The organism is Antarctobacter heliothermus (genome assembly GCF_002237555.1).
In the GTDB taxonomy this organism is placed as follows: Bacteria; Pseudomonadota; Alphaproteobacteria; order Rhodobacterales; family Rhodobacteraceae; genus Antarctobacter; species Antarctobacter heliothermus_B.
The window spans coordinates 355,659-374,092 of the sequence record NZ_CP022540.1 but is presented as its reverse complement, the minus strand read 5'-3'; the positions used below and the strand labels follow the sequence as shown (position 1 = coordinate 374,092).

Genomic DNA, 18,434 nt, shown 5'->3' with positions numbered 1-18,434 from the left:
GGACAGACGCACGCCTGTTGTAAATCAAGGGCTTACAGAGACGAATTTACACTGTGTTAAGGAACGGCGGGCCGCAAAGCCCGCCGTTTTGCAGTGAAAGGTGCAGGTCAGCGATACGGTGGCGCGATGCGCAATGTCCGCTTTGAGCCCGATGTGACGGATGCTGCGACAGCGTCGTAAGCCCGTTAGGCAGAACCGGCGTGAAGCTGGAGCCCCGGCGCGTGCAGCCCCGTGGGCGAGCGTGTAAATATCTCATAGCCATCGGACGTCACTCCGATCGAGTGTTCGAATTGTGCGGAAAGGGATCTATCCCGTGTCACGGCAGTCCAGCCGTCGGCGAGAGTCTTTACGTCGGCGCGTCCTAGATTGATCATCGGTTCAACAGTGAAAATCATACCCTCACGCAGTTCCGGGCCGGTGCCTGCCCGCCCGAAATTCAGGATATTGGGGGAGTCGTGAAAGACCTGACCGATGCCGTGGCCGCAAAAGTCGCGGACTACGGAACAGCGTTCGGAATGTGCATAGGTCTGGATTGCGTGGCCGATATCGCCCAGTCGCGCGCCGGGCCGCACAGCGTTGATGCCTTGCATCATGGCCTCATGCGCGATCTGGATCAGCCGTTCCGCCGCGCGCGAGGGCCTGCCCGCCACATACATCCGGCTTGAATCGCCATACCACCCGTCAAGGATCAACGTGACATCGACATTGACGATATCGCCGTCGCGCAGCTTTTTCTCGTTTGGGAAGCCGTGGCAGACGACGTGGTTAACGGATGTGCAGCAGGCGTATTGGTAGCCCTTGTAGCCCAGTGTCGCGGGCGTCGCGCCATGGGCGGCGGCGAAGTCGAGAACAAAGGAATTGATCTGTGCCAATGCGGTGCCATCGCGGACAAGATCGGACACACCGTCCAGACATCTGGCGGTCAAGGCACCAGCGCGGCGCATTCCCTCAAAGGCGTCCGGTCCATAGAGCTTGATGCTCTCGGTTCTGCGTGCGTCCTTTGCCTTGGGGGCGACGGGCACGTTGATATAGCTGTCCATCATGTGGCCTATCTGTAGAATCCGGCGCAGTAACAGAGGTCAGATTGACCGTGAGCCAGTATTGCGTATATACGAATCGTATACGTTTCGTATATAGATAAACAGGAGGTGCGTCGATGGGCATCGTGAAAATCGGGGACGCCCTGCATGAGGAACTGCGCAAGTCCAGTTCGGTCATGTGTCGTTCGATCAATGCGCAGGCGGAATTCTGGATAAAGGTGGGTATGCTTGCCGAGGCAAACCCGACACTGCCCTTTACGGAGATCATGGCGCAGCAACTCAAGAACGCCGATGTTCAGGTGCAAGATATCGAAGCCGCCTGACCTAGTGCGCTCTCACTACAAGGGGCGCTTTGGGGAAAGCGGTCTTTTGCGCCGAGCCTGCAAGGCGTCCCACCACAAACGGCAGCATCTCCGGCGAACGGCGGACCGAAGGCCCGCCGTTTTTCGTGACGGCTTAGCCGTAGTGCGCCACGGGTGTGCCCGCGATGGCGGCCATGTTCAGCAACCCGCGCGCGGTGATCGAGGGAGTGACGATATGGGCGCGGTTGCCCATGCCCATCAGGACCGGACCAACCTCTAGCCCGCCGGATTTCATCTTGAGGATGTTGCGCGTGGCCGAGGCGGCGTCGGCGTGGCCAAAGATCAGCACGTTGGCCGCGCCCTCCATCCGGTTGCCGGGGAACTGGCGTTCGCGCAATTCGGCGTCCAGCGCGCTGTCGACGTTCATCTCTCCCTCGTAGCTGAAGTCACAGTCGCGGCTGTCGAGGATCTGCATGGCGTCGCGCAGGCGCACGCCGCTGTCGGATTGCTGGTTGCCGAACTGCGACTGTGAACAGAGCGCGATCTTGGGTTCGATGCCAAAGCGGCGCACATGCCGCGCCGCGCCGATGGCGGTTTCGGCCAGTTGTTCGGCGGTGGGCAGCTGATGCACATGGGTGTCGGCGATAAACAGTGGCCCGTCTTCGAGGATCATCAGGGACAGAGCGGCCTGCGGGTGGTGCTTGGCGTCGCCCAGCACCTGCCGGATGTAGTTCAGGTGCCAGAGATACTCGCCGAAGGTGCCGCAGATCAGGCTGTCGGCCTCATCGCGGTGGACCATGATCGCGCCGATGGCGGTGGTGTTGGTGCGCATGATTGCGCGGGCCAGATCGGGCGTGACGCCGCGCCGCGCCATGATCTCATGGTAGCTGTTCCAGTAGTCGCGATAGCGCGGATCGTTCTCAGGGTTGACGATGTTGAAGTCGCGGTCGGGCCGGATTTCCAGCCCCATACGCTCACACCGGGTGGCGATCACCTCGGGGCGGCCAATGAGGATCGGCGTTTCGGTGGTTTCCTCAAGGATCGCCTGTGCGGCGCGCAGCACGCGCTCATCCTCTCCCTCGGCAAAGACGATGCGGCGGCTGGCGGTGGCGGCGGCCTGAAACACCGGACGCATCAGCAGCGCGGATTTGTAGACCGAGGCGTCCAGCTTTTGCTTGTAGGCATTCAGGTCGTCCAGCGGGCGCAGGGCCACGCCGGAGTCCATCGCGGCGCGCGCCACGGCGGACGAGACGATGCCAGACAGGCGCGGGTCAAACGGTTTGGGGATCAGGTAATCGGCCCCGAAGGTGAGATGCTCACCCCGATAGGCGGCGGCGGCCTCGGCGCTGGTGGTGGCGCGGGCCAGCGCGGCGATGCCCTCGACGCAGGCGACCTGCATGGCGTCGTTGATCTCCGTTGCGCCCACGTCCAGCGCGCCCCGGAAGATGAAGGGGAAACACAGGACGTTGTTGACTTGGTTCGGGAAATCGCTGCGCCCGGTGGCGATGATGGCATCCGGCGCGGCCTCACGGGCGAGGTCCGGCATGATCTCTGGCGTCGGGTTGGCCAGCGCAAAGATGATCGGGCGGGCGGCCATGCGGCTGACATGTTCGGGTTTCAGAACGCCGGGACCGGACAGGCCAAGGAACAGGTCCGCGCCGTCGATCACATCGTCCAGCGTGCGCAGGTCGGATGTCTGGGCAAAGGCGGCCTTTTGCGGGTTCATGTCCTCGGCCCGGCCCTCATAGACCAGACCGTGAATGTCACAGAGCCAGATGTTTTCGCGTTTGACGCCCAGTTTCAGCAGCATGTTGAGACAGGCGATGCCCGCGGCACCCCCGCCGGTGCTGACGACCTTGATGTCACCCCATGCCTTTTCGGCCACATGCAGCGCGTTGGTAGCTGCAGCGCCGACGACGATGGCGGTGCCGTGCTGGTCATCGTGAAAGACCGGAATGTTCATCCGCTCGCGGCAGATCTTTTCGACGATGAAACAGTCGGGGGCCTTGATGTCCTCAAGGTTGATCGCGCCAAAGGTGGGTTCCAGCGCGCAGACAATCTCGGCCAGCTTTTCCGGGTCCGGTTCGTTCACCTCGATGTCGAAACAATCGATGTTGGCGAATTTCTTGAACAGAACGGCCTTGCCCTCCATCACCGGCTTGGAGGCCAGCGCGCCGATGTTGCCAAGCCCCAGAACGGCGGTGCCGTTTGTCACCACGGCCACAAGGTTGCCCTTGGTGGTGTAGCGGGCGGCGTTGGCTGGGTCGGCCTTGATTTCAAGGCAGGCCTCGGCGACGCCGGGGGAATAGGCGCGGCTGAGGTCGCGGCCATTGGCCAGCGGTTTGGTGGCGCGGATCTCCAGCTTACCGGGGCGCGGGTTCTCATGGTAGAACAATGCCGCCTGACGCAGCGATTCATTGGTGGTGTCGTTCATGAAGAGGCCCTCCCGAAGAGTTTGTTGAGCGTTAAACGACCCCGGTCTCCCACGGCAAGAGTCTCGCGTCCGATAGCAGTTTCAGGATTCGATTGAAAATGGAATCCGGGCTGTAGTTCCGGCAGGGTATTGCCGTTTCGCGCTAACATTCGACGCTCTCCGCCCCTTGCAATCCGCAGACCGGCTCCGCAACATGGGGGGCGTTCATCGAGGAAGGCCCATCCCATGTCCAATTCCAAATCCGGATTCGCCGAGCTTGCCGCCGCCGCCCGTGCGGTGCGTGAGAACGCTTATGTCCCCTATTCGCATTTCAAGGTGGGGGCTGCCCTGCGCGCGCCCTCTGGTGCGGTCTATGTCGGGTGCAACGTCGAAAACGTCGCCTACCCCGAAGGCACCTGCGCCGAGGCGGGGGCAATCGCCGCGATGGTTGCGGCGGGTGAGACAGAGATCACCGAAGCTTATGTTATCGCCGACAGCCCGCATCCGGTGGCCCCCTGCGGCGGCTGCCGGCAAAAACTGTTCGAATTCGCGCGCGGGGATGTGTCAGTGACCATGGCCACGGTCGACGGGGCCGAGCAGACTGTCACCGTCGCCGACCTGCTGCCGGGGGCCTTTGACAAGACCCATATGGACCGCGCCTGATGGATGCGCGTGGCATTATCGGCGAGTTGCGCCGTGGCGAGGAACCGGCCCCGCGAGAACTTGCATGGTTTGCCCATGGCCTTGCCGACGGATCGGTGAGCGCGGCACAGGCCGGGGCCTTTGCCATGGGGGTCTGTCTGCGCGGGTTGTCAGAGGCGGGGCGCGTGGCACTGACGCTGGCGATGCGGGATTCGGGGCACGTGCTGGATTGGGACATGGACGCGCCGGTGGTGGACAAACATTCCACCGGCGGCGTGGGCGACTGCGCGTCTTTGGTGCTGGCACCGGCGTTGGCGGCCTGCGGGGTTTATGTGCCGATGATCTCTGGCCGGGGGCTGGGCCATACCGGCGGCACATTGGACAAGCTGGAGGCGATCCCCGGCTATTCGGTGGCGGTGGATGAGGCGATGCTGCGGCAGGTGGTGGGGGATGTGGGCTGTGCCATCGTCAGTGCCTCTGCCGATATCGCGCCTGCGGACAAGCGGCTGTACGCGATCCGCGACGTGACCGGCACGGTCGAGAGCCTTGACCTGATCACCGCCTCGATCCTGTCCAAGAAGCTGGCCGCCGGGCTGCAGTCGCTTGTGCTTGACGTCAAGACCGGCTCGGGCGCCTTTATGAAGTCGAGGGCCGAGTCGCGCGCGCTGGCGCAGGCGCTGGTCAGCACCGCCAATGCGGCAGGCTGTCCGACGACCGCGCTGGTCACTGACATGACGCAGCCGCTGGCGTCGTCGCTGGGCAACGCGCTGGAGGTTGAATCCTCGATGGCGGTTCTGACCGGGCAGGACAGCGGCCCGCTGCTGGAGTTGAGCATCGCGTTGGGCGCGGAACTGCTGGCCACTGCCGGGATCGCCGATGGCGAGGCCAAACTGCGCAAGGCCATCTCCTCTGGCGAGGCGGCGGAACGGTTTGGTCGGATGGTCTATGCGCTGGGCGGGCCGCTGGCTTTTGTTGATGACTGGCGGCGGTTCCTGCCGGAGGCGACCGTGATTCTGGAAGTGCCCGCGCCAAGCGACGGGGTGGTGACGCAGATGGACGGCGAGGCGCTGGGGTTGGCGGTGGTCGATCTGGGCGGCGGACGCCGGGTTGAGACCGATGTGGTGGACCCGGCGGTGGGCTTTTCCGACGTGGTGCGGCTGGGCGACAAGATCGCCAAGGGCCAACCGCTGCTGCGGGTCCATGCGGCGCGTGAGGAACAGGCCGCCGCCGCTGCGCAGGTGGTGTTGCAGTCCATCACGCTGGGGGAGGGCGCCCCCGACGCCGTGCCGCTGGTCATGGAGAGGATCACCTGATGCGCGCCTTTCTGGTTGTGATGGATTCGGTCGGCATCGGCGGTGCGCCGGATGCTGATGCGTTTTTCAATGACGGGGTGCCCGACACCGGGGCCGACACGCTGGGCCATATCCTTGACGCCTGCGCCAAGGGCGCGGCAGAGAAGGGGCGCAGCGGCCCGTTGCACCTGCCGACGCTGAGCGCGCTGGGCCTGTGCCATGCCGCCGATCTGGCCTCGGGCGGGGCGCGCGCAGATGATACGGTGCCGATGGGGCGTTGGGGCGCGGCCACAGAGGTGTCCAAGGGCAAGGACACGCCGTCGGGGCATTGGGAACTGGCCGGTCTGCCGGTGCCGTGGGACTGGCATTATTTCCCCGACACCACGCCGGCCTTTCCCAAGGATTTGACAGATGAGGTCTGCCGGATTGCCGGTGTCGGCGGCGTGCTGGCCAATTGCCACGGCTCTGGCACTGTGATGCTGGAAGAATTCGGCGCAGATCACATCCGCACCGGATTTCCGATCTGCTACACCTCTGCCGACAGCGTGTTCCAGATCGCCGCGCATGAGGAACATTTTAGCCTGCAACGGTTGCTGGATCTGTGTGAGGGGCTGGCCCCCACCCTGCACAAGATGAAGGTGGGACGGGTGATTGCGCGTCCCTTTGTGGGCGAGCCGGGCAACTTCACCCGCACCGGCAACCGACATGACTATGCCATTACGCCGCCCGACCCGGTGCTGACCAACTGGGTGCAGGACGCAGGCCGCCGGGTCTATGCAGTGGGCAAGATCGGCGACATCTTTACCATGACCGGCATCGACGAGGTGCGCAAAGGCGATGACGCCAACCTGATGGGCCACCTGTCGGACCTGATCGACGAGGCCGAGGACGGCAGCCTGACCTTTGCCAATTTCGTCGAGTTCGACAGCCTGTATGGCCACCGCCGCAACGTGTCGGGCTATGCGCGGCATCTGGAATGGTTCGACGCGCAACTGGCGGGGCTGTTGGCGCGTCTGCGTCCGGACGACATGTTGCTGATCACCGCGGACCACGGCAATGACCCGACATGGATCGGCACCGACCACACCCGCGAACGGGTGCCAGTTGTGGTGGCTGGCTGCGGTGAGGGGACGGTGGGGCAGATCGGATTTGCCGATGTCGCCGCCACTATTGCTGCACATCTTGGCGTGCAATCGCACGGCCCCGGAAGGAGTTTCCTGTGATTGACCGCGACCCCATCACCGACGAAGACGAACTGCACCGCATCGCGAACCTGCCCAAGATCGAATTGCATCTGCATTTCGAAGGCGCGGCACCGCCTGCCTTTATCCGGGGGCTGGCGAAGGAAAAGAAGGTCGATATCAGCGGGATCTTCAACGAGGACGGTTCATACGCGTATCGCGATTTCTGGCACTTTCTTGAGGTTTATGAGGCGGCGACATCGGTTCTGAAGACGCCCGAGGATTTCGCGCGGCTTTGTACAGCGTTGCTGGAGGAAAGCGCGCGCAACGGGGTGGTTTATTGTGAGACCTTCCTGAGCCCGGATTTCTGCGGCGGCGGCGATGTGACGGCGTGGCGCGAATACCTGCACGCGATCCGTGAGGCGGCGGATGCGGCAGAGCGCGACATGGGCATCACCCTGCGCGGCATCGTCACGCCGATCCGTCATTTTGGCCCGGAAAAGGCCAAGCGGGCGGCGCGCTGCGCGGCAGAGACCGCGGGCGACTGGATTGTCGGGCTGGGCATGGGCGGCGATGAAAAACAGGGCCGACAGCGCGACTTTGCCTATAGTTTCGACATGGCGCGCGAGGCCGGTCTGCGGCTGACCAGCCATGCGGGCGAATGGCAGGGGCCGAGTGAGGTGCGCGAGGCGGTTGAGGATCTGGGTGTTGAACGCATCGGCCACGGGGTCCGCGCCATTGGCGATCTGGCGGTGGTCGACATGCTGATCGAGCGCGAGATCACGCTGGAGGTCTGCCCCGGTTCCAACGTCTTTCTGGGGGTCTTTCCGTCGTTGAAAGAGCACCCGATTGAGCGGCTTCGCGAGCGAGGCGTCGGGGTGACGGTGTCCACAGATGACCCACCGTTCTTTCACACCACCATGAAGGATGAGTACCTTGGCCTTGCCAAGGCGCATCGATGGGACGAAGAGGTGTTCGCAATGATCAACCGCACCGCCCTCGACGCTGCATTCTGCGATGCGGCCACGCGTGAAGCGGTCCTGAAGAAACTGGAGCCCAGCGCATGAGCAAGCACCTCACCGTCGTCGATCACCCCCTAGTCCAGCACAAGCTGACCCTGATGCGGGAAAAAGACACCTCGACCGCCAGCTTCCGACGGCTGCTGCGGGAAATCAGCCTGCTGCTGGCCTATGAGGTCACGCGCGAGATGCAGATGACCACCAAGCGGATCGAAACGCCCTTGTGTGAGATGGACGCCCCGGTGATCGAGGGCAAAAAGCTGGCGCTGGTGTCGATCCTGCGGGCGGGCAACGGGCTGATGGATGGCATTCTGGAGCTGATCCCGGCGGCGCGGGTCGGTTTTATCGGGCTGTACCGGGATGAGGCGACGCTGAAGCCGGTTCAGTATTACAACAAACTGCCGGAACAGATGGGCGACCGCCTGACCATCGTGGTGGACCCGATGCTGGCGACGGGCAATTCGTCGGCCGCCGCAATTGATCTGGTCAAGGCCTCTGGCGCCAAGGACATCCGGTTTCTGTGCCTGCTGGCCGCGCCTGAGGGCGTCGCGCGGATGGCAGAGGCGCATCCGGACGTTCCGGTCATCACCGCGTCGCTGGACCAGCGGTTGGACGACAGAGGGTACATCGTTCCGGGGCTGGGCGATGCAGGCGACCGGATGTTCGGCACCAAATGATGCGGCGGGCCGCGACACGCGCGCTAGTCATAGCGCGCGTGTTTCGCGGTCCGTGACAATCACAGGCATATCGGCGAATTTTCCGCAATCCCGCCTGTGGACATCCCAAAGCCATTAACAATTTCAAGGCTTTACAGGATGGTTTCCAAAGGGGTATTCTATAGGTCAAATCTGTGGGGGCAGACATGACCTTGAAATCGTTCTCTTTTATCGCGCTGCTAATTTCCGGATTCGGAATTTCTTCTCTACCGCTGCATGCGCAATCCGCGTCTCGGGACGTTCCGGTGAACTTTCCGCCGACCTCGTACACGGGCAGCCAATTCGTCGACAACCGGGGCTGCGTCTATGTGCGGGCCGGCTTTGACGGGGCGGTGACATGGGTGCCGCGCGTGTCGCGCCAGCGCCAGCAGATCTGCGGTCAAACGCCGACCTTTGGTGGCAGGACCGCTGCGGCACCCGCCGCACCTGTGCCGACCGCAACCAAGCCGGTGCAGATCATCGCCACGCCGCCGGTCAAGGCCGCGACCCCGGCCCCGGCGCGGGTTCAGGCGACAACCACCGCTCCCGCGCCCAAGGTGGTCAGACGCACCGTGGTGCGCGCCGCCAAACCCGTGGCCGCCCAGCCGCCGCGTGTGGTGCGCCGTGTGCCCGCCGCCGCCCCGGTGGCAAAGGCCCCGGTCAAGGTGGTGCCCAAGACGGTGGTGCAGGGCAAATACCCCTGCGTCAACGGTGAGACGTTCCGCGTTGTGAACGGGATGAAACTGCGCGCAAGCTGTGGTCCGCAGACTGCGCCGCATGTGACCATCGTCCGCCGGGGCGAGGCGCCCGCGCCGGGCAAGAACGTCTATTACAACAAGAACAGCTGGGAAGGCAGCAGCCTGACGCTGCCGCCTGAGACGCGCATCGTGCCGAAACATGTGCTGGAACAGCATGACCCGCAGGTGGCCTATGTGCCCGAAGGCTATAGCCCGGCGTGGGAAGATGACCGGCTGAATTCCTACCGCGCCTGGCAGACCGTGAAGGGGCATCAGGACACCCAAGAGATCTGGACCAATACCGTGCCGCGCAAGCTGGTCACGCAGGCGCGCAGGCATGAGGTCAAACCGCCGGTGGTTGTAGGCCGGACCACATCGCCGTTGCCTTTGACGCCGGTTGTGACCACCCGCAGTTCCGCCCCCAAGGCGGCAAGTGAGCCCAAGGTCAAGACCGGGCGCTGGATCGAGATCGGCGCCTTTACCACTGCCGACAAAGCGCGCGCTGCCGCGCATCGCCTGCAATCCTCCGGACTGACGGTCCGCATGGGCAGCCACAAGAACCTGTCGCTGCTGCGGGTTGGTCCATATGCATCTTATGATCAGTTGCAGACCGCGCTGCGCCGGGTGCACAGCACCGGCTACACACAGGCCTATATCCGCTAAACGAAAACCCGTTCGATAGAACCGCCCGTACGCCCCGCGTGCGGGCGGTTTTTCTATCCGCCGCAAATCCCTTGCAGGCGCACCCAATCCGCATCGCTGAGGACTTGTCGGCTGTCCTGACCGCTGCGCGGGTCTGCCTCTATCAGGGCCAGTGTGCGTTCGCCGGTGATGTCCAGCGCATAGGCAAAGGGCGTGCTGCGGATTTCGGCCCGCGCAAAGGCGGCGATCAGCGCGTCCGGCGCGGGCAGCTCTGGCTCTATCGCCATCAGATGTTCGGCGTAGGCCGCCAACGCCGAGTCCGGCAGTGTGCCGGTGGTCAGCAGCCGCAGGCTGGCCACCAGCCCGGCGTGATCGAGCAGCGCAGCCAGCGGATCGGTTTGCGCGGCACGGACGGTTTCCGACAACACAAACCCCGCGGCCACATCGGGGTCTTCGTAATCCTCGACAATGGTGCGGCTGAGCAGGATGATCCGGCCCGGTAGATGCGCGCTGCGCCGTGCGCCGCCGGACAGCACCACAACACGCCCGCGATCCAACAGTCGGGCAGAAAACCTGTCCAGCGGCCCGCGCGCATCGCGCGTTGTACAGGGTTTGCCAGAAACTCTCTCGATGTGACGCAACAATTGGCCGCCGATTTCGGCCCGTTTGACCGGCGGCACAACGTTTACCGCATAGCGTTCCAGCGCGCCGGGCAGCCAAAAGACCGCCCCCGCTACCAGCGCCGCAAACAGTCCTCCGGTTAGCAGAAACCGCAGTTTGCCCGGGCGTGGGCGGCGGCGCTCTATCGCGCGCAACAGCTGGTCCACACCCTCGATCATCTGGGTTTCCGAACCGGCCAGTTCCAGCGTCTCACCCGGCGCGTTGTCGGGGTGGTAGATGGCGGGAATATCCTTGCCGTTGGCGCGGTTGATCGCTCCCAGAGACCAGTGCGCCAAGGCGGTGCCGTTGATGTCGGACAGGGTCAGTGTGGCGTCGCCCAGCGACACGATCACCTCTCGGCGCTGTTCCTCTGGCGAGGCCCGCCAGAGGCCGGTCGCTTCGAGACGTGCAAACTGTTTCAGGGCGGTCATCGGGGGGCTGCTCTGCCTCGCATTTTGGCAAAGTTATCACGCGGGGCAAGGCGGGGCAATCGACCGCAGATAAGTGGACCTAGCTGACGATGCTGACGCTGTCGGTGCTGAACGCGCGGTCGCGGACCGGGATCAAGGCGGTGTACGTCTCGCTTTCGAACAGCGCATGGGCAGCAGCGCTATGTCAGGTGCTTAGCCTGTTCTCTGAGGGCGAATTTCTGGATCTTGCCGGTCGAGGTTTTGGGCAATTCCTGAAACACCACCTTTTTGGGGGTCTTGAACCCGGCAAGTTTGTTTCGGGCAAAGGCGATCATTTCGGCCTCTGTTGCCTCATGCCCGTCCTTGAGTTCGACAAAGGCGCACGGCACTTCCCCCCATTTCTCGTCCGGTTTGGCGACCACGGCGCACAGCAGCACCGCATCGTGGCCCATCAGGCAGCTTTCGACCTCAACCGATGAGATGTTCTCGCCGCCAGAGATGATGATGTCCTTGGCGCGGTCGGCGATCTGGACGTAACCGTCGGGATGCTGCACCGCGATGTCGCCAGAGTGGAAGTACCCACGCGCAAACGCCTCTGTCGTGGCCTTGGGGTTCTTGTAGTAGCCTTTCATGACGCCGTTGCCGCGGAACATGATTTCGCCCTTGGTGTCGCTGTCGCGGGGGATGTCGTGGCCCTCGTCGTCATGCACGGCGACCTCTTCCATAAAGGGCATGGCGACCCCTTGGCGGGCTTTGATGGCGGCGCGGTCCTCGCCCTGTAGCGGCTCCCATTCGGGTTTCCATGTGCATTCGGTGGCGGGGCCGTAGACCTCTGTCAGGCCGTAGACCTGGGTCACATTGAATCCCATCGGTTCGATTTTCGCCAGTGTTGCGGGGGCGGGGGGGGCGCCTGCGGTGAAGACCTCGACCACATGGTCGAACTCGCGTTTCTGGTCGGCGGGGGCGTTCACCAGCATGTTGAGCACGATGGGCGCGCCGCCAAAGTGGGTCGCTCCCTCATCTGCGATGGCGTCAAAGATGGCGGGGGCGGTGATGTCGCGGCAGCAGATCACGGTGCCGCCCAGCGCGGGCATCATCCAAGTGTGGCACCAGCCGTTGCAGTGAAACAGCGGCACGATGGTCAGATACTTGGGGTGCAACGTCATGCGCCAGCTGACGATCTGGCCCATCGCGTTCAGATAGGCCCCCCGGTGGTGATAGACGACGCCTTTGGGCCGCCCGGTGGTGCCGGAGGTGTAGTTGAGCGCGATGCTTTCCCATTCATCCTCTGGCATGATCCAGTCGAAATCGGGATCGCCGGTTTCAAGGAACGCCTCGTATTCGGGGTAGTGGCCGTGGGCGTGGACCCCGGCGTGATCATCGGCGACCTCGACGATCATCGGCGGTTCGCCCTCCATCAGGTCCAGCGCCTCTGCCAGCACGGGCAGGAATTGCGGGTCACAGAGGACAGCCTTGGCACCGCCGTGGTCGAGGATGTAGGCCACGGTGGTCACGTCCAGACGGGTGTTGATCGCGTTCAGGATCGCGCCGCAGGCGGGCACGGCGAAATGCGCCTCTGCATGGGCGGGGATGTTTGGCAGGATCGTCGCGACCACGTCGCCGGGCATGACGCCAGCGCGGGCGAGGGCCGAGGCAAGGCGTGTCACCCGTTCGATGTACTGGGCGTAGGTCTTGCGGTGCGGGCCATAGACCACGGCCAGCTGATCGGGCCAGATCCCGGCGGCGCGTCGCAGAAAGCTGAGGGGTGTCAGGGGCGTGTAATTCGCTGTCGTTTTGCCCAGTCCGGTTTCATCTGCCAGCCAGCCCATGAAGTCCTCCATTTCCGCTTTGTGCCGCGACTATGCGCAAGAGTGTTGCGCAAGAAAAGCCCCGCAAGAGGGTTTCATTTCGCGGCATCCCGTCGCAAACCTAATGCCATGATCCTATCCCCCGGACGTCGGTTCATCTTTGTGCATATCCCCAAGACCGGCGGCACCTCGATGGCGCTGGCGCTGGAGGCGCGGGCGCATCGCGACGACATCCTGATCGGCGACACCCCCAAGGCAAAGCGCCGCAAGGCGCGCGCCACCAAGCTGGCCGAGACAGCGCGCGGGCGGATCTGGAAACATTCGACATTGGCGGATCTGGACGGGGCGCTGAGCCCCGAGGAAATCGGCGCGATGTTCTGCTTTTGCCTTGTGCGCAACCCGTGGGACCGGATGGTCAGCTATTACCATTGGCTGCGCGCGCAGGCGTTTGATCATCCGGCTGTTGGCCACGCACAGGCGCATGATTTCGCCGGATTTGTGCGGCATGATCACACGCAGGCGACATTGCGGGCGTGGCCCAGTGCACGCTACATGCGGGATGCGCGCGGCCATGAGCATGGGCATTTCCTGCGGCTGGAACACCTTGATCAGGACATGGGGCCGTTGGCCCGGCATCTTGGGTTTACGCCGGATATGCCGCATGAGAACCGCTCTGACCGGGTGGCGGACTATCGTGCCAGCTATGACCGGACAACGCGGGAGGTGGTTGCCGATGTCTGCGCCGAGGATATTGCGCGGTTTGGCTATGTGTTTTGACCGATTCGCGCCGCCCCGCTGCCGGGCCGGGCGGCGCAAACGGAAAACGCTCTACGGGCAGACGCCGCCGATATTGAGGTACTTGCCGTAGACCCAGCCGTTGGGATTGGCCGCGCCCCACAGCGGGTTCTGACAGCGCCCCGTCATGCATTGCACGCGATACCAATTGCCCGAGCGGTTCCAGACAGAGATCTCATCGCCCAGATACAGCTCTCCGATTTGCTGGCTGTTGGAACTGGGGCCGGTGCGGACCGCAAGGAAGCCATTGCCGGAATAGTGGTTGTATTGGTTGATCGGGCGCACGCCCACAACCCAGCCGGTACAGTCCCCGGCCTGAACCTGCGGGGCGGCAACGGCCAGAAGGATGGCGGCGGCGAGGGCCAAAATGCGTGTCATGTCTCTCTCCCTTGTCAAACGGTCTGCACCATCCCCGTCGGGATGTGGGCGCACCAGAGAGGTTAACATTCAAATCATCGAATGTCTTTGACATGGGTCAGCAAGGACACCTGTCACGGCGCGTGCAGTTTGGGGCGTCTTTGCCGTAACGTGTGATGTTGCGCTGCGGGGTGCGCGGCAGACGCGGCAAAGCATATCGTCTGCCGTACCCGCAACCTGTTGATTTCTTGCGTAACTGTTACCGGATCGGTTCAAACCGGGCATTTGACATCTTGCAATCGCGCACCACGTCCTGGCCGCATGGCACCGGGTCCAGATCCTTTGACAGGCAAATCCGGACCTCGTGGATATGGCCGTCCAGACAGGTGATGGTGATCATGTCCGGCTCCAGCGACGGGTTGGCCTTGATGAACGCCTCTTCGACCAGTTCGGCAGGCAGGGTAACGGTCTTGTCCAGCTTGCGAAACACGTCCGGGCGCGTGACCGCGCCATAGGCCGTGCGCGACAGGTCAAAGTACTGGGTTGCCGACAGCCCTGAACAGACTCCGTGTTTCTTCCACTGGTGCCACGCCAGCCCGCCAGACCCCATGATATCCGTCATTTCGCCTGTCATCCGCCGGGAAGGCGCGCGTTGGGTCGTGGGACAGTAGGCCGGCCAGCCACGGTGAAACTGTGGCCACAGCCCGTGCAACAGCCATCCGGCATCGGTGTCGCATTGCTCGGCGTCGCGGGCATCGCCCTCTAATGCGCACCAGTTCGGCGACCAGCTGAGCGCCATGACGTAGTAGTCAAACTCTCCGGCGCGTTCACCATCGGCCCGCAGCATCCCGCCGATCAGACCCGTCCCCAGCACCAGAACACTCAGAAAACGCATTTTTACTTCCCCTTTGGAGTCTGCATCACTATATAGACGCCGAGTTCCCCGACAACGGTAACCCGCTCCGCCCGCCGGAGCCGCCCTTGGCCCCGACTGGCCCTGGGTCTGGCAAGAGGCATGGACGCGGCCCCGCAAGACCAAGGAGATGAAGACGAGATGTCCAAGCTGCTGCACCCCAAGGCGACCGCCGTCTGGCTGGTGGACAACACCACCCTGACGTTCAAACAGATCGCCGATTTCACCGAATTCCACGAGTTGGAAATTCAGGGCATCGCCGATGGCGACGTGGCAGTTGGGGTCAAGGGCTTTGACCCGATTGCCAACAACCAGCTGGATCAGGCCGAGATCGACAAGGCCGAGAAAGATCCGTTGGCCCGCCTGAAGGTCAAGCACAACCCGGCGGCGCGGGATGAGGACAAGCGGCGCGGCCCGCGCTATACCCCGCTGTCGAAACGTCAGGACCGCCCCAACGCGATCCTGTGGCTGGTGAAATTCCACCCCGAACTGGCGGACAGCCAGATTGCCAAGCTGGTCGGCACCACCAAGCCGACCATTCAGACCATCCGTGAGCGGACCCACTGGAACATTCAGGCGATGCAGCCGATTGACCCGGTGGCGCTGGGCCTGTGCAAGCAGTCCGAGCTGGACGCCGCCGTGGCCAAGGCCGCGAAGGCGATGGAAAAGGTGATGACGGACGATGAGCGGCGCAAGCTGGTCTCGACCGAGCAGAGCCTTGGGATGGAGCCGGAACCGCGTCTGCCGTCGGCGATCGAGGGGCTGGAAACCTTTAGCCTGTCCGATCCGCGTGGCGACGACGACGAAGAAGACCGTCGCAGCGACAGCGAGTTTCTGGACGCAGACAGCTTTTTCAACCTTCCCGAGAGTGGCAAGGACGACGACGAAGACGACGACAAGAAAAGCTGATCCGCGAGGGGCCAAAGAGGCCGCGATCCGGTCATGCCAAAGATACACGCCTCCGCAGGTTGCTGCGGGGGCGTTTTTTGTGGCTGACGGGGCGGCGTTTGTTGAGCGTCGATGCGCGTTGGCCTAGGGTTTGGCGGCCCCCTCTGGGGCATGGTCGAATGTGGGAAAGGCCCGGGACGCATGATTGCCTACGTCACAGTTGGCGCGGATGACATCGCACGAGCCAAGCGGTTTTACTCCGCGATCCTGCCCGCGCTTGGCTATGACCTGAAAGAAGGACCAGAGGGGCTGAGCTATGCGCTGCCGGTGCCAATGGGGCAGGTGGCTGTTTCGCCTGACTTTTACGTCAAGCTAGCCTTTGACGGACGGCCTGCCTTGGCCGGCAACGGAACGATGGTGGCCTTTGAGGCGTGCGGTCAGGAACAGGTGCGCGACTTGCACGCCGCCGCGCTGGCCGCCGGGGGCCATGATGAGGGCGCACCGGGCTTTCGCGATGCCTATGGACCGCGGTTCTTTGTTGGTTATCTGCGCGACCCGCAGGGCAACAAGATCGCCCTCTTCTCCAGCAACCCGAATGAGCCGGGACGGGATGGTTAGCGCGCTACAGGCGTTTGCGGGCGTTCAGTGCGGCGGTGATGGTGCCGTCGTCCAGATAGTCCAGCTCTCCGCCGATGGGCACGCCCTGCGCAAGAGAACTGAGTGCGATGCCCTGCGGCTCTAGCTGGTCGGCAATGTAATGGGCGGTGGTCTGGCCGTCGATGGTGGCGTTCAGCGCAAGGATGACCTCTGTCACGTTCTCTGCCCCGATCCGGCGCAGCAGTTGCGGGATGCGCAGATCCTCGGGGCCGACATTGTCCAGCGCCGACAGCGTGCCGCCTAGAACGTGATAGCGCCCCTTGAAGGCACCGCCGCGTTCCATCGCCCATAGGTCTGCCACCTCTTCCACCACACACAACAGCCCGGTGGCGCGCGCCTCATTGGTGCAGATCGGGCAGATGTCGGAGGTGCCGACATTGCCGCAGTTCAGGCATTCGCGCGCGGTCTGGGCGACCTCTGTCATGGCTTCGGCCAGGGGTGTCAGCAGGTGAGCGCGCTTGCGGATCAGGTGCAGCACCGCACGGCGGGCAGAGCGCGGCCCGAGGCCGGGCAGCCGTGCCATGAGGTCGATCAGTCGGTCAATGGGGCTGGAATTGCGGATCATGTCAGGGCGCCTCACCCGGCAAGGCAATCCGCGTGACAGTGAACCCCTCGGCGCGCAGCAGTTCGATCATGCCGGTGTCGCCGGGCAAGTGGAAATTGCCGACGGCAACAAACAGGCCGCCCTGTTCCAGCGCATCGCGCGCGGCTGTCACGAAATCGACGTTCCGTTCATCCACAAGATAGTCGGTCATCTGGACGTAGAGCGCGGGCCCCTCATTGCCAAGGGCGGCGCTGATCTGGGCGTGATCCCAAGCCATCATCACACCGACGCGCCCCTGCTGGTACAGACCCAGACCCGTGGCGCGCGCCTCTGGCGTGGCACCAGGGGACAGGTAGATGGCGTAGGTGCCGATGATCGCGCGGGCCAGATCCTCATTTCCCGGTGTGTTCAGCTTGTTTGACAGGCGGTTACGGGGTTCCAGCGGCAGGATCGGGATGTCCTGGATATGGGCAAGGGTCTGGATGAAACTGTCCTGTGTCGGCAGCACGCCGCCGGTGAAATCCTCACAAGGGTCATACAGCAGCAGTTCGGCAAGGGTGCCGAATTTCAACTGGTCCAACGCCGTGCGGGGCCAGCCCAGCGATACCAGTCGGTTGCCAAGGTTTTCTTCAATGTCCCCGGGCAGGCCAAGATCGGTAAAGCGAAAGCTGGATTGCGCGGGACGGTAGACATCGGCGCCTTGCATGAACCGGTCATGGCTTTCGCGATCGGGAAAGCGGGGGTCGATTTCCAGTGCCACGCGGGATGCGCCTTTGATCGCGTCAAGAACGGTGTCCGGCAGGTCCAACACGCTGCGGTGGCTGCTGTGCATCGTGCCCCACAGGTATGAGATGCCGCCGTCCGGTGCGGTGACGCGCCAGAATCGCCCCGTGGAATTAGGGATCAGAGCAGCACGGCGTTGCAGTTCCTCTGCGCCCTCGGGGGCAAAGACCTCATCAAAGACGGCGATCCGGGGCGGCTCGCAAACCTCGCGCGTGGCCCAGTCCTGCGCCTGTGCGCCGGATGTGGCGACAAACAGGGCAAGGCAGGCAAGGCCTGCGCGTGCGAAACCCCGGACCGGATGTGTCATGGATCAGAACGGCAGTTTCATATCGGCGGGCAGGCCCATCTGTTCTGTCAGGGCGCGCATTTCGGCCTGAGCGCGGTCACTGGCGCGGGCCTGTGCGTCCTTGATGGCGGCAAGGATCAGATCCTCAGCCACTTCTTTTTCCGACGGCACAAAGATGCTGGGATCAATTTCCAGCCCGGTCAGTTCGCCCTTGGCTGTTGCGGTGGCCTTGACCAGTCCGGCACCGGATTCGCCAGTGACGGTCATATTGGCCAGATCCTCTTGCATCTGGGCCATCTTGGACTGCATTTCCTGCGCCTGTTTCATCATCTTGGCCATATCGCCAAGTCCACCGAGGCCCTTGAGCATG

At 63.5% G+C, this 18,434-nt stretch carries 19 protein-coding genes; 10 read left to right on the top strand and 9 right to left on the bottom strand.

Going from position 1 to position 18,434, the window contains the following annotated elements:
* Window positions 1-185 precede the first annotated feature (185 nt).
* On the bottom strand, window positions 186-1,040 hold the full coding sequence (gene map / locus ANTHELSMS3_RS01875; protein ID WP_094036868.1) for a type I methionyl aminopeptidase: 855 nt from the start codon (window positions 1,038-1,040) through the stop codon (window positions 186-188).
* Window positions 1,041-1,156: 116 nt separating this feature from the next.
* Between map and ANTHELSMS3_RS01870 the strand changes: the two genes are divergently transcribed.
* The gene (locus ANTHELSMS3_RS01870; protein ID WP_094033389.1) at window positions 1,157-1,363 is read left to right on the top strand and encodes a ParD-like family protein; all 207 of its coding nucleotides are present in this window, start codon (window positions 1,157-1,159) and stop codon (window positions 1,361-1,363) included.
* A 133-nt stretch (window positions 1,364-1,496) separates the two neighbouring features.
* Here ANTHELSMS3_RS01870 and ANTHELSMS3_RS01865 read toward each other — a convergent pair whose 3' ends face one another.
* Window positions 1,497-3,776 (bottom strand): NADP-dependent malic enzyme, encoded by a 2,280-nt coding sequence (locus ANTHELSMS3_RS01865; protein ID WP_094033388.1) that lies wholly within the window; start codon window positions 3,774-3,776, stop codon window positions 1,497-1,499.
* Between the two features lie 225 nt (window positions 3,777-4,001).
* Here ANTHELSMS3_RS01865 and ANTHELSMS3_RS01860 point away from each other — a divergent pair, with 225 nt between their 5' ends.
* The 6 genes from ANTHELSMS3_RS01860 (at window position 4,002) to ANTHELSMS3_RS01835 (ending at window position 9,984) form a co-directional block, all read left to right on the top strand.
* Window positions 4,002-4,418 carry a cytidine deaminase gene (locus ANTHELSMS3_RS01860; RefSeq protein WP_094033387.1) on the top strand — a complete coding sequence of 139 codons (417 nt, stop codon included), beginning with the start codon at window positions 4,002-4,004 and terminating at the stop codon, window positions 4,416-4,418.
* Window positions 4,418-5,710, top strand: coding sequence for a thymidine phosphorylase (locus ANTHELSMS3_RS01855; RefSeq protein ID WP_094033386.1), 1,293 nt, complete (start codon window positions 4,418-4,420; stop codon window positions 5,708-5,710). The genes ANTHELSMS3_RS01860 and ANTHELSMS3_RS01855 overlap by 1 nt, the downstream gene beginning before the upstream one ends.
* Window positions 5,710-6,912: a phosphopentomutase gene (locus ANTHELSMS3_RS01850; RefSeq protein WP_094033385.1), complete on the top strand. Its 1,203-nt coding sequence runs from the start codon at window positions 5,710-5,712 to the stop codon at window positions 6,910-6,912. The genes ANTHELSMS3_RS01855 and ANTHELSMS3_RS01850 overlap by 1 nt, the downstream gene beginning before the upstream one ends.
* Entirely contained in the window at window positions 6,909-7,937 is a 1,029-nt protein-coding gene (locus tag ANTHELSMS3_RS01845; protein WP_254694823.1) for an adenosine deaminase, read from the top strand. The genes ANTHELSMS3_RS01850 and ANTHELSMS3_RS01845 overlap by 4 nt, the downstream gene beginning before the upstream one ends.
* A complete protein-coding gene (upp, locus tag ANTHELSMS3_RS01840) occupies window positions 7,934-8,566 on the top strand; it encodes a uracil phosphoribosyltransferase (protein ID WP_094033384.1) in 633 nt (210 codons plus the stop codon). Before ANTHELSMS3_RS01845 ends, upp begins: the two co-directional genes overlap by 4 nt.
* Window positions 8,567-8,751: 185 nt before the next feature.
* Complete coding sequence (locus tag ANTHELSMS3_RS01835) at window positions 8,752-9,984, top strand: SPOR domain-containing protein (RefSeq protein ID WP_094033383.1); 1,233 nt, start codon at window positions 8,752-8,754, stop codon at window positions 9,982-9,984.
* 53 nt (window positions 9,985-10,037) lie between these two features.
* Here the strand turns inward: ANTHELSMS3_RS01835 and ANTHELSMS3_RS01830 are convergent, their stop codons facing one another.
* Entirely contained in the window at window positions 10,038-11,054 is a 1,017-nt protein-coding gene (locus ANTHELSMS3_RS01830; RefSeq protein WP_094033382.1) for a hypothetical protein, read from the bottom strand.
* Between the two features lie 179 nt (window positions 11,055-11,233).
* A complete protein-coding gene (locus tag ANTHELSMS3_RS01825; protein ID WP_094036866.1) occupies window positions 11,234-12,862 on the bottom strand; it encodes an AMP-binding protein in 1,629 nt (542 codons plus the stop codon).
* Window positions 12,863-12,970: 108 nt separating this feature from the next.
* Between ANTHELSMS3_RS01825 and ANTHELSMS3_RS01820 the strand changes: the two genes are divergently transcribed.
* Complete coding sequence (locus tag ANTHELSMS3_RS01820; RefSeq protein WP_094033381.1) at window positions 12,971-13,618, top strand: sulfotransferase family 2 domain-containing protein; 648 nt, start codon at window positions 12,971-12,973, stop codon at window positions 13,616-13,618.
* Between the two features lie 51 nt (window positions 13,619-13,669).
* Here ANTHELSMS3_RS01820 and ANTHELSMS3_RS01815 read toward each other — a convergent pair whose 3' ends face one another.
* Window positions 13,670-14,014, bottom strand: a complete 345-nt coding sequence (locus tag ANTHELSMS3_RS01815; RefSeq protein ID WP_157733380.1) for an SH3 domain-containing protein — start codon at window positions 14,012-14,014, stop codon at window positions 13,670-13,672.
* A gap of 238 nt (window positions 14,015-14,252) precedes the next feature.
* On the bottom strand, window positions 14,253-14,888 hold the full coding sequence (locus ANTHELSMS3_RS01810; RefSeq protein WP_094033379.1) for a ribonuclease T2 family protein: 636 nt from the start codon (window positions 14,886-14,888) through the stop codon (window positions 14,253-14,255).
* 159 nt (window positions 14,889-15,047) lie between these two features.
* Between ANTHELSMS3_RS01810 and ANTHELSMS3_RS01805 the strand changes: the two genes are divergently transcribed.
* Both ANTHELSMS3_RS01805 and ANTHELSMS3_RS01800 read left to right on the top strand, forming a co-directional pair.
* Window positions 15,048-15,815, top strand: coding sequence for a DUF1013 domain-containing protein (locus ANTHELSMS3_RS01805; RefSeq protein WP_094036865.1), 768 nt, complete (start codon window positions 15,048-15,050; stop codon window positions 15,813-15,815).
* Between the two features lie 180 nt (window positions 15,816-15,995).
* On the top strand, window positions 15,996-16,412 hold the full coding sequence (locus tag ANTHELSMS3_RS01800; protein ID WP_094036864.1) for a VOC family protein: 417 nt from the start codon (window positions 15,996-15,998) through the stop codon (window positions 16,410-16,412).
* A 4-nt stretch (window positions 16,413-16,416) separates the two neighbouring features.
* On the opposite strand, the gene recR is transcribed toward ANTHELSMS3_RS01800, so the two are convergent.
* The 3 genes from recR to ANTHELSMS3_RS01785 are packed head-to-tail and all read right to left on the bottom strand — an operon-like array spanning window position 16,417 to window position 18,433.
* Complete coding sequence (gene recR, locus ANTHELSMS3_RS01795; RefSeq protein WP_439098663.1) at window positions 16,417-17,016, bottom strand: recombination mediator RecR; 600 nt, start codon at window positions 17,014-17,016, stop codon at window positions 16,417-16,419.
* Window position 17,017: 1 nt separating this feature from the next.
* Window positions 17,018-18,085, bottom strand: a complete 1,068-nt coding sequence (locus ANTHELSMS3_RS01790) for a TraB/GumN family protein (RefSeq protein WP_094033378.1) — start codon at window positions 18,083-18,085, stop codon at window positions 17,018-17,020.
* 3 nt (window positions 18,086-18,088) lie between these two features.
* Window positions 18,089-18,433, bottom strand: a complete 345-nt coding sequence (locus ANTHELSMS3_RS01785; RefSeq protein ID WP_089279416.1) for a YbaB/EbfC family nucleoid-associated protein — start codon at window positions 18,431-18,433, stop codon at window positions 18,089-18,091.
* Window position 18,434: the final 1 nt, after the last annotated feature.

What these genes read in the sequence shown, in the direction of transcription:
- ANTHELSMS3_RS01815 (WP_157733380.1), bottom strand. Translation starts at nt 14,014, where the DNA reads ATGACACGCATTTTGGCCCTCGCCGCCGCCATCCTTCTGGCCGTTGCC.
- ANTHELSMS3_RS01870 (WP_094033389.1), top strand. Translation starts at nt 1,157, where the DNA reads ATGGGCATCGTGAAAATCGGGGACGCCCTGCATGAGGAACTGCGCAAG.
- map (WP_094036868.1), bottom strand. Translation starts at nt 1,040, where the DNA reads ATGGACAGCTATATCAACGTGCCCGTCGCCCCCAAGGCAAAGGACGCA.
- ANTHELSMS3_RS01850 (WP_094033385.1), top strand. Translation starts at nt 5,710, where the DNA reads ATGCGCGCCTTTCTGGTTGTGATGGATTCGGTCGGCATCGGCGGTGCG.
- upp (WP_094033384.1), top strand. Translation starts at nt 7,934, where the DNA reads ATGAGCAAGCACCTCACCGTCGTCGATCACCCCCTAGTCCAGCACAAG.
- ANTHELSMS3_RS01785 (WP_089279416.1), bottom strand. Translation starts at nt 18,433, where the DNA reads ATGCTCAAGGGCCTCGGTGGACTTGGCGATATGGCCAAGATGATGAAA.
- ANTHELSMS3_RS01800 (WP_094036864.1), top strand. Translation starts at nt 15,996, where the DNA reads ATGATTGCCTACGTCACAGTTGGCGCGGATGACATCGCACGAGCCAAG.
- ANTHELSMS3_RS01860 (WP_094033387.1), top strand. Translation starts at nt 4,002, where the DNA reads ATGTCCAATTCCAAATCCGGATTCGCCGAGCTTGCCGCCGCCGCCCGT.
- recR (WP_439098663.1), bottom strand. Translation starts at nt 17,016, where the DNA reads ATGATCCGCAATTCCAGCCCCATTGACCGACTGATCGACCTCATGGCA.
- ANTHELSMS3_RS01835 (WP_094033383.1), top strand. Translation starts at nt 8,752, where the DNA reads ATGACCTTGAAATCGTTCTCTTTTATCGCGCTGCTAATTTCCGGATTC.
- ANTHELSMS3_RS01820 (WP_094033381.1), top strand. Translation starts at nt 12,971, where the DNA reads ATGATCCTATCCCCCGGACGTCGGTTCATCTTTGTGCATATCCCCAAG.
- ANTHELSMS3_RS01830 (WP_094033382.1), bottom strand. Translation starts at nt 11,054, where the DNA reads ATGACCGCCCTGAAACAGTTTGCACGTCTCGAAGCGACCGGCCTCTGG.
- ANTHELSMS3_RS01790 (WP_094033378.1), bottom strand. Translation starts at nt 18,085, where the DNA reads ATGACACATCCGGTCCGGGGTTTCGCACGCGCAGGCCTTGCCTGCCTT.
- ANTHELSMS3_RS01865 (WP_094033388.1), bottom strand. Translation starts at nt 3,776, where the DNA reads ATGAACGACACCACCAATGAATCGCTGCGTCAGGCGGCATTGTTCTAC.
- ANTHELSMS3_RS01855 (WP_094033386.1), top strand. Translation starts at nt 4,418, where the DNA reads ATGGATGCGCGTGGCATTATCGGCGAGTTGCGCCGTGGCGAGGAACCG.
- ANTHELSMS3_RS01825 (WP_094036866.1), bottom strand. Translation starts at nt 12,862, where the DNA reads ATGGGCTGGCTGGCAGATGAAACCGGACTGGGCAAAACGACAGCGAAT.
- ANTHELSMS3_RS01810 (WP_094033379.1), bottom strand. Translation starts at nt 14,888, where the DNA reads ATGCGTTTTCTGAGTGTTCTGGTGCTGGGGACGGGTCTGATCGGCGGG.
- ANTHELSMS3_RS01805 (WP_094036865.1), top strand. Translation starts at nt 15,048, where the DNA reads ATGTCCAAGCTGCTGCACCCCAAGGCGACCGCCGTCTGGCTGGTGGAC.